The 13727-nt window shown below is 57.3% G+C and carries 12 protein-coding genes; 2 read left to right on the top strand and 10 right to left on the bottom strand.

Annotation, left to right across the window (positions count from 1 at the left end; genetic code table 11):
* Positions 1 to 52: 52 nt before the first annotated feature.
* The 4 genes from KJI95_RS10670 to KJI95_RS10655 all read right to left on the bottom strand — a co-directional run bounded on the left by KJI95_RS10670 (position 53) and on the right by KJI95_RS10655 (position 4998).
* Positions 53 to 1975, bottom strand: coding sequence for a monovalent cation:proton antiporter-2 (CPA2) family protein (locus KJI95_RS10670; protein WP_214507174.1), 1923 nt, complete (start codon positions 1973 to 1975; stop codon positions 53 to 55).
* Positions 1972 to 2649, bottom strand: a complete 678-nt coding sequence (locus KJI95_RS10665; RefSeq protein ID WP_214507173.1) for an NAD(P)H-dependent oxidoreductase — start codon at positions 2647 to 2649, stop codon at positions 1972 to 1974. The genes KJI95_RS10670 and KJI95_RS10665 overlap by 4 nt, the downstream gene beginning before the upstream one ends.
* A gap of 119 nt (positions 2650 to 2768) precedes the next feature.
* The gene (locus KJI95_RS10660) at positions 2769 to 3149 is read right to left on the bottom strand and encodes a VOC family protein (RefSeq protein ID WP_214507172.1); all 381 of its coding nucleotides are present in this window, start codon (positions 3147 to 3149) and stop codon (positions 2769 to 2771) included.
* A gap of 253 nt (positions 3150 to 3402) precedes the next feature.
* On the bottom strand, positions 3403 to 4998 hold the full coding sequence (locus KJI95_RS10655; protein ID WP_214507171.1) for an ABC-F family ATPase: 1596 nt from the start codon (positions 4996 to 4998) through the stop codon (positions 3403 to 3405).
* A gap of 236 nt (positions 4999 to 5234) precedes the next feature.
* On the opposite strand from KJI95_RS10655, the gene KJI95_RS10650 reads away from it, so the two are divergent.
* Positions 5235 to 5792, top strand: a complete 558-nt coding sequence (locus KJI95_RS10650; protein WP_214507170.1) for a GNAT family N-acetyltransferase — start codon at positions 5235 to 5237, stop codon at positions 5790 to 5792.
* Positions 5793 to 5832: 40 nt separating this feature from the next.
* Here the strand turns inward: KJI95_RS10650 and KJI95_RS10645 are convergent, their stop codons facing one another.
* Both KJI95_RS10645 and KJI95_RS10640 read right to left on the bottom strand, forming a co-directional pair.
* A complete protein-coding gene (locus KJI95_RS10645; protein ID WP_214507169.1) occupies positions 5833 to 6267 on the bottom strand; it encodes a hypothetical protein in 435 nt (144 codons plus the stop codon).
* Between the two features lie 70 nt (positions 6268 to 6337).
* Entirely contained in the window at positions 6338 to 8845 is a 2508-nt protein-coding gene (locus tag KJI95_RS10640) for a heavy metal translocating P-type ATPase (protein ID WP_349356728.1), read from the bottom strand.
* A 163-nt stretch (positions 8846 to 9008) separates the two neighbouring features.
* Here KJI95_RS10640 and KJI95_RS10635 point away from each other — a divergent pair, with 163 nt between their 5' ends.
* Positions 9009 to 9425 carry a MerR family DNA-binding protein gene (locus KJI95_RS10635; RefSeq protein ID WP_214507168.1) on the top strand — a complete coding sequence of 139 codons (417 nt, stop codon included), beginning with the start codon at positions 9009 to 9011 and terminating at the stop codon, positions 9423 to 9425.
* A 74-nt stretch (positions 9426 to 9499) separates the two neighbouring features.
* Here the strand turns inward: KJI95_RS10635 and KJI95_RS10630 are convergent, their stop codons facing one another.
* From KJI95_RS10630 to mmsB, 4 genes are all read right to left on the bottom strand, one after another.
* Positions 9500 to 11545 (bottom strand): S9 family peptidase, encoded by a 2046-nt coding sequence (locus KJI95_RS10630; RefSeq protein ID WP_214507167.1) that lies wholly within the window; start codon positions 11543 to 11545, stop codon positions 9500 to 9502.
* A 78-nt stretch (positions 11546 to 11623) separates the two neighbouring features.
* On the bottom strand, positions 11624 to 11854 hold the full coding sequence (locus KJI95_RS10625; protein ID WP_214507166.1) for a hypothetical protein: 231 nt from the start codon (positions 11852 to 11854) through the stop codon (positions 11624 to 11626).
* 183 nt (positions 11855 to 12037) lie between these two features.
* The gene (locus KJI95_RS10620; protein ID WP_214507165.1) at positions 12038 to 12796 is read right to left on the bottom strand and encodes an SDR family oxidoreductase; all 759 of its coding nucleotides are present in this window, start codon (positions 12794 to 12796) and stop codon (positions 12038 to 12040) included.
* 15 nt (positions 12797 to 12811) lie between these two features.
* Positions 12812 to 13711: a 3-hydroxyisobutyrate dehydrogenase gene (mmsB, locus tag KJI95_RS10615; protein WP_214507164.1), complete on the bottom strand. Its 900-nt coding sequence runs from the start codon at positions 13709 to 13711 to the stop codon at positions 12812 to 12814.
* Positions 13712 to 13727: the final 16 nt, after the last annotated feature.

Here is a 13727-nt window from a genome sequence, read left to right as displayed (position 1 = left end):
GCCTTTAAGTCTCTGCCCAACATGAAAAAGCAGCCCAATGGCTGCTTTTTTACTATGCAGGCGAGCTTGGCGGGGTCTGCTCTTCATCCGCTGCCAGCGCCTTTTCATAGCCCCGCGGTGGTGGCGTCCAGCCGCTCAGGCTGCGGCTGTGACCGGCCATTCTATCTTTGCCCATATCATCTTTAAGCGCCGCTTCAAGCTTCATAAAGAGCTCAAGGTAGCGCTTGCGCCGGTCGGAATTATCCCGCACCTCACGCCAGGCCTGATACAGCTCATCGGCATGTGCCTTTTCACGCTCCAACATGGCGGTTTTTCGCTGCTCGGCGGCAAAGGGATGCATACCAAGCCGAGTAAGGGCCTCGCCGCCCAGAGTCAGTGCCGAGTGAAAAGACTCACTCACCACCCAATCGGCGCCGGCGTCGGTGAGCGCATAGGTATGGCCTCTGTCAAATGCCCGCGCCAGAATCGCCACCTGCGGATAATGTTGCCGCACATGGCGCACCAGCGCGGTGGCGCCGTCGACATCGTCGATGGCAACCACCAGCATCTTGGCCGAGGCGATGCCGGCGGTGTGTAACAGCTCCGGGTTAGTCACATCGCCAAAAAAGCTTTTCATTTCAATTTCGCGAAGCCGCTCAACCTGGGCATATTCCCGGTCGAGTACCACGGTCTGCACCCCGTTGGCTCTGAGGAGCCGATTGACTATCTGCCCAAAGCGGCCGATACCGGCGATGATCACCGGCCCCTGCTCGTCTATGGTGTCAGTCTCGCGGGCATTGGCGCTGCGGGTCACCCTTGGCAAAATCACCCGCTCAAACAGGATAAAAAGCCCGGGGGTTAAAAACATGCTGATGGCAACCACCATGGAGAGCAGCGCGCCAAGCTCACTGCCAAGCACGCCCTGCTGCTGACTGTAGCCAAGGAGCACAAAGCCAAATTCCCCCGCCTGCGCCAGCGACAGCGCAAACAGCCATTTATCCGAGCCGGACAGATGAAACAGCCGTGCCAAAAGCAACAGCACCAGCGCCTTTATCAGCATCACCCCAAGGGCAAGCCCAAGCACCAGCGCAAACTGTGACAGCAGCATGGCAAAGTCGATGCCTGCTCCCACTGTGATAAAAAAGAGCCCAAGCAAAAGGCCCTTGAAGGGCTCGATAGTAGATTCAAGCTCATGGCGAAACTCGCTGCTGGCAAGCACCACACCGGCCAAAAAGGTGCCGAGCGCCGGTGATAGCCCAACGAGGCTCATCAGCGCCGCAATGCCAATCACCAGCATCAAGGCCGAGGCGGTAAAGACTTCCCTAAGCCCCGAGCGGGCCACATAGCCAAACAGCGGCCTTGTGAGAAACCTGCCGCCAAACACCACAGAGGCAATGGCGCCAAGCACCACCAGCGCATTGGCCCAACCGGGTAATCCTGCCACCAGCGACATCTCGTCATGGCTTGCCTCGGTTGCAGGCGCGCCCACGGCAAGCAGCGGCAAAATCGCAAGGATTGGAATAACCGCAATATCCTGAAACAGCAGCACCGAAAAGCCGCTGCGGCCACCTTCGGTTTTGGCAAGGCCCTTTTCATTGAGCGATTGCAGCACGATGGCGGTGGACGACATGGCGAGGATCATGCCAAGCGCCAGCGCTATCTGCCATGGCTGACCAAGCGCAAATGCAAGCCCCGCCACCGCCGCCGTTGTCAGCAGCACCTGCAGGCCGCCCAATCCCAACAGCCGCTGACGCATCTGCCACAGCTGCTTGGCATCAAGCTCAAGCCCGACCAGAAACAGCATCAGCACCACACCAAATTCTGCAAAATGCTGAATACTTTGGGTTTCCTGCCCGACCAGTCCCAGCAGCGGCCCGATAGCAACACCAGCCACCAAATACCCAAGCACTGAGCCAAGGCCCAGACGCTTGGCAAGGGGCACCGCCAGCACTGCGGCGAGCAGATAGACAAAGGCCTGCAAAAAAATGTCGGTCATGCCAGCCCCTCCCAATCATTCATCAGCGCCGCTTTGTCATTGAAGAGCAACTCCCAGTCATTCACCAGCGACGCCCTGTCATTCGGGAGCGAGGTGCGTGGGTTAGGCGCTGTGCCTGCCACCAGAGCATCAAGCAGCCGCTGCCAACGCTCGAGATGTGGCGCGAGGCGCCCCTCCTCTGCGGCTGAGCGGGCCCCAAAGAGCGCAAACGGCGGCAAATAGTCCATGCCCGTGAGCGCGGCGGTTTGCTCAAGTGGTGAGAGCAAGGTTCTGAGACCGAAGTGGTTGTACCCCGCAGGGCTGTAGGACGCCTCACTGCCACCGGCGCTCAAGGCACACAAAAAGGGTTTTCCGTGCAGCTTGTCGCCCTTGCTGCCGTAGGCAAAATTGTATTCAAGCACCAGATCCTGCCACTCTTTAAGCAGCGATGGTGTCGAGTACCAAAAAAGTGGAAACAGGAAAATCAGCACCTTATGGGCCAGCAGTCGCTGCTGCTCGGCCTGAATATCGATATTGAAGGTGGGATATTCGGCGTATAAATCCACGCAGGTCACCCCCGGCGTATCGCAGGCGATGCGATACATGGGCAGGCAAACTTCGGAGCCGCTTTGCCCGGGATGGGCAAACAGCAGGAGTACGGAATTGGTTGCCTGCGCTGAGTTAGCCTGGGTCATGGGCACTCCCGGGCATTGTTGCCCCTGAATTCATACCGTCAGCGGCGCAAGGGGTCCACTGACGTTTTCTTGGGTAGATTGCGGGTAGATTGCGGCTGACAGCGCCGCATTCCGGACGCTTATTTGAGCGAGTGCAGCCCTATCATATTGCCTTCGGTGTCTATCGCGAGGGTAATAAAACCGTACTGACCGATGGACATTTTGCTGCGGTGTACCACTCCGCCGGCGCCTTCAATCCGCGACTCTTCGACCGCGCAGTCGTCACAGCCAAAATAAACCAGCGTGCTGTTGCCGCCGGCCGCAAACCCAGGCATATGTACCAGCGCGCCGCTGCTGCCGTATTGACTCATCTCGGACGGGAAAAACCACATCTGAAAATTATCCTCGGCTGGCATATCAAGTTTCTCGAGGCTGACGGCAAACACCTGCTCGTAGAAACTGCGGGCGCGGGCCATGTCGTTAACGTAGATTTCAAACCAGGATACGGGATTTTTGGCCATGACTCTCTCCTTGGGGACCATTCAGGCTTGGTAGCGGCGACAATTGAAACAGTCTCCAGTTAATGGCATATCCGGCCTAAGTACAAGGGTTTGATGAAAATTCCCGCAAATACCCGGCGCCGATAGGGATTGACGCAAGCCAGCGGAGCTTGTTGCCTGCGCCTTTCACCTGAGCCACTCGCCTGAAACTGAAAGCCGAAAAACGGCCACAAAAAAGCCGGCACTGAGGCCGGCTTTGAGCTGCAAGGTGCTATTACTCTTCAACACCTTTGCTTCGCAGGAACTCTTCGTAGGTTCCTTTGAAATCCACCACGCCCTTGGCGGTGATTTCGATGATGCGGTTGGCAAGGGAGCTTACAAAGGCACGGTCGTGCGAGACGAACATCAGGGTGCCTTCGTAGTTTTCCAGCGCGTTGTTCAGCGACTCAATGGATTCCATGTCCAGGTGGTTGGTCGGCTCGTCCATCACCAGAATGTTCGGCTTTTGCAGCATCAGCTTGCCAAACAGCATGCGGCCCTGCTCACCACCTGACAGTACCTTGACCGACTTTTTGATGTCATCGGCACCAAACAGCATCCGGCCGAGCACTGAGCGTACGGCCTGATCGTCATCGCCTTCACGGCGCCACTGGCTCATCCAGTCGAACAGGTTCAAATCGTTTTCGAAATCGCTGGCATGATCCTGGGCGTAATAGCCAATGCTGGCGTTTTCAGACCATTGAATGTTACCGGCATCCTGCGGCAGTTCATGGATAAGGGTACGCACCAGGGTGGTTTTACCGGCGCCGTTCTCACCGAGGATAGCGATACGCTCGCCCACTTCGGCAATCAGGTTTACGCCCTTGAACAGCGGTTTGTCGTCGTAACCCTTGGCCAGATTCTCAACAATCAGCGCGTTACGGAACAGTTTCTTGTCCTGCTCGAAACGGATGTAAGGGTTCACGCGGCTGGAAGCCTTGACTTCGTCCAGCTTGATTTTCTCAATTTGCTTGGCGCGGGAAGTGGCCTGCTTGGCCTTGGAAGCGTTGGCAGAGAAGCGCGCCACGAAGGTTTGCAGCTCGGCAATCTGCGCCTTCTTCTTGGCGTTATCGGCCAAAAGGCGCTCGCGTGCCTGGCTTGCGGCCATCATGTATTCATCGTAGTTGCCCGGATACACGCGCAGCTCACCGTAGTCCAGATCCGCCATGTGGGTACAGACCGAGTTCAAGAAGTAACGGTCGTGGGAGATGATGATCATGGTCGAATCGCGCTGGTTCAGGGTTTCCTGCAACCAACGGATGGTGTCGATATCCAGGTTGTTTGTTGGTTCGTCAAGCAGCAGCACGTCCGGGTTGGAGAACAGCGCCTGAGCCAGCAGCACCCGCAGTTTCCAGCCGGGGGCGACCTGGCTCATGGGGCCAAAATGTTGCTCGAGCGGAATACCTACGCCCAGAAGCAGCTCACCGGCGCGGCTTTCGGCGGTGTAACCGTCCATTTCGGCAAATTCCATCTCAAGCTCGGCTACTTTGATGCCGTCATCTTCGCTCATTTCAGGCAAAGAGTAGATGCGATCGCGCTCTTGCTTTACCGCCCACAGCTCTTTGTGACCCATGATCACGGTATCAATCACGCTGAACTCTTCATAGGCGAACTGATCCTGATTCAGTTTACCCAGACGCTCGTTGGGATCGAGGTGGACGTTACCACCGGAAGGCTCCAGCTCACCGGAGAGGATCTTCATAAAGGTGGATTTACCGCAACCGTTGGCGCCGATAAGGCCGTAGCGGTTGCCGTCACCGAACTTGACGGAGATGTTTTCAAACAGTGGCTTGGCGCCGAACTGCATGGTGATATTGGCGGTAGTGATCACGGGCTGGTTTCCGTTTGTCTGTGGGCCCAAGGGCGAAAGCCCGGGCAAAAATTGCGCAGGGCAAGACTAAGCCTACCCTCTGATAAAGCGGCGTACTATAGCACCCCTGCGTGAATTATCAACCGACTTGCGGCCGCATGCCAAAAACCGCCAAAATAGCGGGGTAAAAATAACTGGGTAGAAATAAAAAACAGCTGGGTAAACATAAAAAGCGGCGCGCAAATAAGGAGAAGCAAATGATCCGACTGGAAAAGATGACTGAATCCACCCGCGCACTCGCCCAGTTACTGGAAGTTGCCCCGGAGCAATTGCGCTTTGTCGGCACCATGGATGAAATCCTCGCCATCGCCGGCGGCGCCATAGTGCCAGTGCTGGTGTGGCATCATCCGGATGTCAACCAAGACGACACAGGCAATACCGCCGCTGATGCCAGCGCCGATGCCACCACCAACTCCAGTGCCGCCGATGCCAGTGCTGAAGTGGTCGGCTTTTTTCTCCTTGATAAAGAATATGACCGCGAACACGAATTTGCGAACGCGTCCGACCTCGGTTTTCGGGCGTTTTTGATTGACGTGCGCCATCAGGGCAAGGGCTTTGGCAAGGCGGCGCTTAAGGCATTGCCAACCTTTGTTCAAACGCGCTATCCGCAGTTTCAGCGCCTGGTGCTGACGGTCAATCTTAACAATACCTTGGCGCGGGACCTTTACCTGAAGAGCAACTTTATCGACAGCAACAGCCACTATTTGGGTGGCAGCGCAGGTCCACAGCACATCTTTTATTTGCCGCTCGGTTAAATTGGCGCAGCAGATCCAAATCAGCGACAGCGCCTGAGTTTTATCCATCCAGCAGATGGCGCCGCGTTGCCTGCGCCCACCACAAGAGCGCCAGAGTGATATCCACTGCGCCGCAAAACCCCGCCCACCACCAGGGCGCGGCCGCGCTTGCCAACAATCCGTCGTAAAGCCCATGGGCTAACAGCGCCGCGGGCAAAACAGCCCGATGTCGCAGCGACTCCCATGCCAGCAGCCAAAACCCTGCCATTGCCACAAGTTCATGCAGCAGGTCTTGCTGCAAACGGGTAATCTCCGACGTTCCATGAAAGGCAAGCAGCGCAAACAACACATGGTAAAGCGGAAAGCTTGCAAGCAGCGCCGCCCGCGGTAGGGGGCTCTGAAGGCGTGGGTGGCGTGCCAGCCACACGCCGATAGCAGCGCCGCTAAGAATAACAAGGAAGTTGATAACAAGGAGGTTAATCACAGGGCTCGTCATCAAAGGCTACCCACAGATACCAACAGCGCGGCCATGCATTGCAACGCAGTTTGAGTCATCACACGCACAGTCAGTCTTCGAATTTCAGGGTTTTAAGCCGGTTGGCGTTGGTCACCACGGTCAGCGATGACGCCGCCATCGCGGCGCCGGCAAGCACGGGGCTTAGCAGCAGTCCAAACGCCGGATAAAGCACGCCCGCCGCCACCGGAATGCCGAGCACATTGTAAATAAAGGCGCCAAAGAGGTTTTGGCGGATATTGCCAAGGGTGGCGTTTGACAGTGCAAACGCATCGGCAAGGGATTCGAGTCTCGGTGACAGCAGGGTCAAAGACGCGCTCTCGATGGCGACATCTGTTCCCGTGCCCATGGCTATCCCCACATCGGCTTCGGCAAGTGCCGGAGCATCGTTAATGCCATCGCCCACCATGGCCACCACCTCGCCGGACGCTTTAAGGCGGGCAATGTGCTGATGCTTTTCATCGGGCATGACTCCGGCAATCACTTCATCGATACCCAGCGCACGGCCAACCGCCTCGGCGGTATGTTGGTTATCGCCAGAGAGCAGCACCAATCGCTTACCCTGGGCCTTAAGGCGCGTCATGGCCGCTTTGGCATCGGCCCTTAGCGGGTCACCCACACCGAGGATGGCGACAAGTGTTCTGTCTTTGGCGACCAGCACCGGCGTAAGCGCCTCGATGGCAAGGGCATCAAGCTCGGCCTCTAGCGCTTTAAGTTCTTGAGCCAAGCCAAGGCGCGCCATCAGCCTTGGGTTGCCGATATGCCACTCATGACTGCCATCCTTGCCGCTAACCCTGCCCACTAATCCTTCGCCGGGCAGATTCTGAAACTCGCTCACCGCAAGTGACGGCGCATCCGACAACGCCGCCAGCGCCGCCGACAATGGATGGCTGCTCTGGCGCTCAAGGCTCGCTGTGGCAAGCCGGGCGGCGGCTTCATCACCGTTAAGCCAGTGTGTTTTACGCACCGAGGGCTTCCCCAGCGTCAGGGTGCCGGTTTTATCGAGCACCACTGTGGTGATTTTACTCGCGCGCTCAAGCGCTTCGCCGTTTTTAACCAGGATCCCCATGGAGGCGGCGCGGCCCACCCCGACCATAATCGACATCGGCGTGGCAAGCCCAAGGGCACAGGGACAGGCAATAATCAGCACTGTGGTCAGCACCACCATGGCGTGTGCGAGCGCGGGGGCTGGCCCGGCAAAGTACCATACCAGCGCGGCAATAATGGCAATCGCCACCACCACGGGCACAAACACCGCCGAAATAGCGTCCGTTAGTCGGCCTATGGGCAGTTTTGAGCTTTGCGCCTCTTCCACCAGCGCGATGATTTTCGACAATCTGCTGTCATCGGCCACGGCGGTGACTTCGATTACCAGACTGCCATTGCCATTGACAGTACCGGCAAACACGCTCTCCCCTGTCGCCTTGGCCACCGGCAGCGGCTCGCCTGATAGCATAGACTCATCAATCAACGACTCGCCTTCAATCACCTTGCCATCAAGCGCAATTCTGTCACCCGGGCGCACGCGGATACGGTCATTGAGTTCAATCTCATCGACTTTCACCCAGCGCTCGGTGCCCTCTTCCACTCTAAGCGCCTCATCGGTTTTAAGCCCGAGCAGCTTATCGAGCGCCTCGCTGGTTTTGCCCCGCGCCCGCGCCTCGAGCGCATGCCCAAGGTTGATAAGCCCGAGGATCATCACGCCCGCCTCAAAGTACACATGGCGGCTCCCCTCAGGAAACGCCTCAGGCAGCAGCACCAGCGCCATGGAATAGAGCCAGGCCGTGCCTGTGCCAAGGGCAATCAGGGTATCCATGGTCGCGCTTCTGGCCTTGAGCGAGCGCCAGAACCCAAGGTAAAAATGGCCGCCGGTAAACAGCATCACAAGGCCTGAGAGCGCGCCAACCACAGCCCAGCCATGGCGGGTGGTGTCGTTTACCATCATCTCGCCGCCAAAAAGCCCCCACATCATCAAGGGGATCCCAAGCCCAAGCCCCACCGCCGCCTGCCACAGCCTTTTACGAAAATGCTGATGGTCATCGCCCGCAGGTTTGGACGTTGACGAGATGAGCTCGCCGGGATAACCGACACTACTCAGCGCAGCAAGTGTTGCATCGACTGACAATCCCTTTACTCTCACCTGCTTGCGGGACAAGTCCACCCGCCCTTCACCGCCAACGGCGCGAATCGCCCCTTCAATTTTGGCCACGCAGCTTGCACAGCTCATACCCGGCACACTGAATTTCAGCGCAGGCGTTGCCCGGGATTGATGTGAAGAGAGGGATAGATCTTGTGGGGCTATGTCAGTGCTGGTAGCTGTGCCTTGATGTGAAGCGGCGCTTTCATTGGTGCCATCCTGCGTGAGCGTGGCGGGATAACCGCCTGCGTCCAGTTTTGCCAGCACCTCGGCCACATCAATGGCAGTATCGGCACGGATTTCAAGCAGCTTACTTGCCGGGTCAGTGCGTATCTCCCAGCCATCGGTGGCGAGCAGTGCTGTGATTTTTCTGCCGCAGCCGCCACATGTCATACCGGGTACGCTGAATTGTACGCTGTTCATATTGGCTCCTTGGGCACGCTTGCCCCGGGTGGATATTCCTACCGAAATTCACAGATGAATTCGAATTGCCTTCAGGTTAAAGTCTCCAGTAACAGGAGAGTCAAGCGTAAAAATACGGCAGCGTTTAAATCTTCTACGTTTAAATATTCCAGAGGGACAGGCGATGAAAATTGGCGATGTGGCCCGTGTCACCGGGCTTAGCGTTAAGAGTATTCGTTATTACCACGACATTAACCTTGTCAGCGCCAAACGGGGCGAGAACGGTTATCGGGTGTATGACAAGGCTGCCCTTGAGAGCCTGCGCTTTGTACATCAATGCCGCGAGATGGGGTTTTCGATTGAAGAGTGCCGAAGCTTACTGGCGCTGCAGCAAAATCCCGGCCGCGCCGCCGGTGATGTCCGCGCGCTGGCGCAAATGCACCTTGGCACCCTTGAAGATAAAATCAGCCGCATGCAGGCGCTGCAACGGCAACTGGCGGCGCTGGTCGCTGAGTGTCAGGGCGGCGAGCAGAGTCAGTGCCCAATACTGGCGTCACTCGCTACAGACAACACAGCAGACAACACAGCAGACAATTCGTAGACCGGGCATTGCGCAGGGACAGGCATCGGGACGGACTGAGAGAAAGGCGTTAAATAAATTAACTTAACCGCCGCTTAAGGGCTTACCGGCACAGGCTCCTTTGCCTGTAAATTCAGCGCCGGAACCGGATCGGCCGGGGTAAAGCCAAACACCTGACCATAAAACCCCAGCTCGTATTCCAGCGCCTTGATAAGGTTGCCATCTTTCCAGCGGTTGTGGTTTTCATCGGCGAAGGTCAGCAGTGCCACCGGCACCTGTTTGTTTACCAGCGCCTGATAAATTGTCAGGGTTTGATTAGGGGCGACCACGGTATCTTTCATGCCCTGAAGCAGCAGCATGGGTTTATCGAGCCGCTCGAGCTTATTTATCGGCGAGCGCGCCCGATAAAGCTCCCTGTGGGTTGCTATCGGGCCTATCAGCTGATCAAGATAACTCTTTTCAAACTTGTGGGTTTCGCCCGACAGCCGCTCCAGATCGCTGATCCCCGCCCGGCTGACCCCGGCTTTGAAGGTGTTATCCTTAGCCAGCGCCGACAGCACAGTCAGACCACCGGCACTGCTGCCACTGATGGCCATTTGCCCGCCATCGACCCAGCCTTTTTCCACCAGAAACCGAGCGGCGTTGATGGCATCTTCAACATCGGACTTGCCCCAATTGCCGTAAAGTGACTGCCGATAAGCCCGGCCAAAGCCGCTGCTGCCACGAAAATTAAGATCAAGCACCGCAAAACCGCGACTGGTCCAGTATTGAATATCGCTGCGATAGGCAAGGCTTGCCTTGGCGGTGGGGCCGCCGTGCAGTTTCACCAACAGCGGCGGGCGGCTCTCGGCAAGACCGGTGAAATGGGGGTTCTTGGGCCAATAAAAATAGCCCCAGGCGCGCATATTGTCTTCGGTGCGAAAACTGATGCTCTGCGCGCGGGAGATAAACCTTGGGTCAAGATTTGGCAAGGTCGGCGCAAACACCAAGGCCACCCCGCGGCCGCTGACACGGTAAATGCCTTTCTCTGTGGTAACCTTGCGGCCAATAAAATACACCCCGTCGCGACCACGGGTGAGCTGCTTGATATCGCCAAAGTCCACCGCGATTTCTTCGGCTGCGCCGGTTTCAAGGTTAAGCCGCACCAGGCCAGCTTCGCCGTTGTCTATATAGCTTGCGATGATATGGCCATCATCTTCAAAGGCGTAACTGCGCTCACCCATACGCCAGGCTGGCGATGAAAAATCCGCCGCACGGCGGTAAAGGAGCTCGGGTTTACCGTCTGCGCCGAGGCGATAGAGATTCCACCAATCGTCATAGTCGGCAATAAAATACAGCCGCCCATCGGGGCCAAACATGGGCTCAGTAATGGAGACATTGCCTTCACTGCCCGCCACAATGCGGCTGCCATTGAGCCGCCCTTTGCGGTCAAGCTCGCCAAGCCACAGACGGGTGTTATCCCAGGGCATGGCCGGATGCTCCCAGGTTAGCCAGGCAAGCTGGGTGTTGTCGGCGTTGATGGCAGGAGAGCTGATAAAATCGTGTCCGGCGACAAAGGTGTCGCCCTCGCCGGCAAAGTTGAGGTTAATGGTCACCAGGCTTGCTTTGGACTCGGGCGCGGCGCGATGGTCTTCGCGCACACAGATGATGCGTGAACCCTTGGGGTAGGAAATACAGTCGCCATGGCGGGTGCCGTTTGGCGTCAGCGCCAGCGGCTCCTGATTGGGGGCAAAGCGGTAAAACAGCTGGTCGCTCTTGCGGGTGGCAAACAGGCTCTGACCTATGCCGAGAAAATCGCCGCCGCCATATTCGTGAATGCGGCTGCCGACATCAAAGCCCACAGGCACAACGGGGGTGATACTGCCATCGTGTTCAAGCCGCGAAATAGTAGTGTGGCCGCTCTTGCCATCAAACAGCGAGAAGTAAATGCCATCGCCAACGGCGCGTAGCTCCAACAGTTCATCTGAGCTGCTGTACACCTCGGCGGCGCTGAGCGGCGATGCCCAGCTGCCATAGCGCTTGGCCACCACGTCCTGCGGCTCGGGCTCAGGGGCAGGCGCAGGCAGCTCCGTCGCGGGCTTGCACCCCAGGAGCAGCAGCGTACCTGTCATTGACAGCAGTAGCCCAAGTGCGAGCTTCATCTGTACATCCCCCAGCGTCGCCGACAGGCGAGCGCTTCCCCAAGCGCATCCGCAGGCAAAGAGGTGCGCTGCGAATGACTATTTAAAAAATCGAAACTTATTTATAAACCAGCGACCTACATCGGCTTGCTGGCTATCGGTCAGACCAAAATACACACACACCCAGGGCGACAGCAAAAAGTACCAGGGAATGGCCCGGGTATCGGCCCCCTTAAAAAACAGGTACAAAAAGCCACCATAAATAATGGCCACCCCGAGTAATCCAACCCAGAGCAACATCTTGCGGGTATAGCGTTCAAACCGTGACATCGATAAACCTTTGCTTGGTCATAACACGGCCAAACCTGGCTTTCGTGTTGCTTTATAAAGCAATTTTCTGGCTAATTTGCGCCAGCATTGTTGAGCGCCCATCGGATGATGTCAACGCCAACACCAAAAATAAAGTATGACAAAAAATGAATACACCCGCATAAACTGCGGGTGTTCAAGGATTTAGAAGCGAAGTCCGCCGTCTATTTCGAATACCCGCCCGTTTACATAATCGTTCTCGATAATAAAACGTACGGTAGAGGCTATCTCCTCGGCCTGACCAAGGCGGCCAACCGGCACCAGCTTCTCCAGACGCTCAAGTGCCTCGGGTTTCATGCCTGCTGTCATCTCGGTGGCAATCACACCGGGCGCAACCGCAGCAGCGCGGATATTGTAGCGGGCAAGCTCTTTGGCCCAGCCCACCGCCATGGTGGCCACACCGGCCTTGGAGGCGGCATAGTTGCTTTGGCCCATGTTGCCGGAGCGCGCGAGGCTGGAGATATTGACAATCACCCCGCCCTCGCCGGATTCAATCATGGCGGCAGCAGCTTCACGGCCGCAAAGGAAAGTACCTGTGAGGTTAACGTTGATAACCGACTGGAACTGCGCAAGCGACATGCGGTCGGTGACCACACCGTCTTTGGCCTTGACCAGCAGGCCATCGCGCAGAATGCCGGCGTTGTTTACCAGCACATGGACGGCACCAAAATCTTCAAGGATATAGCGAAAACCGGCCACCACGTCTTCTTCGTCTGTGATGTCCAGCGCATAGCCCTGCACTTCGGTGGCATCGCCGATATCGGCGCAGGCACGCTCCAGTCGCTCCTGATCCACGTCAATCAGCGCAAGCTTGGCGCCGTGGGCGGCGAAGTCTTTGGCCATAGCCAGCCCCAACCCACCGGCGCCGCCGGTGATTACCACTACCTTATCCTGTAATTCCATCTTGTATCCTTAGGCTCACTCGCCTTTGGCAAAGTGTTCAAAAATGCTCGAAAAGTCGCGCTTGCCGTTGCCGGCGCGGGCGTGGGACACATACAGGCTTCGCGCCAGTGCGCCCATGGGCGTGCTCGACTGGCTGCCAAGCGCCGCTTCCTGTGACAAGCCCAAATCTTTCACCATCAGGTCGACCATAAAGCCGCCCTGGTAGCCCTTGGATGAGGGCGCGTTGTCCATCACCCCCGGGCAGGGGTTGTATTTTTCCAGCGTCCAGTTGCCACCACTCGACACCTTCATGATGTCCGACAGCACCTTGGGGTCAAGACCGTGGTCAATCCCAAGGGACAGCGCCTCGCTGGTGCCCACCATCAGTACCGACAACAGCATGTTATTGCAGATTTTGGCCACCTGGCCTGCGCCCGGGCCACCGGCGTGGAAAATATTGGCGCCCATATTGGCGAGCACCACTTTGGCCGCCTCAAACGCGCCGTCGGTGCCGCCGCAGATAAAGGTCAGGGTGCCAGCCGCAGCGCCTGCGGTGCCGCCGGAAACCGGCGCATCGATAAACTCGAGCCCCTTGGCGGCAGCCGCCTCGGCCACAACACGGGCGCTGGCGGCATCAATGGTTGAGCAGTCTATCAAGACACAGCCTGCTTTCACCACCTCAATCAATCCTTTAGCTGACTCTGTGCCCAAATAGAGACCACGCACATGCTTGCCTGCCGGCAGCATGCTCACCACAAAATCCGCGTCGGCGGCTATTTGCTGCGCCGAATCACCGCTGCCCGCGCCCTGCGCTTTGAGCGCATCAACGGCGGCGGGATTTAAATCGAATACCTTTACTTCATGTCCGGCCTTGATAAGGTTGGCCGCCATGGGGCCACCCATATTGCCAAGTCCGATAAACGCTACCTTTGCCATACACTCACTCCTTGAA

It is taken from the genome of Shewanella jiangmenensis, from assembly GCF_018596335.1.
Lineage (GTDB): Bacteria > Pseudomonadota > Gammaproteobacteria > Enterobacterales > Shewanellaceae > Shewanella > Shewanella jiangmenensis.
The sequence above is the reverse complement of the archived record's forward strand: the minus strand, read 5'-3'. Positions and strand labels throughout refer to the sequence as shown.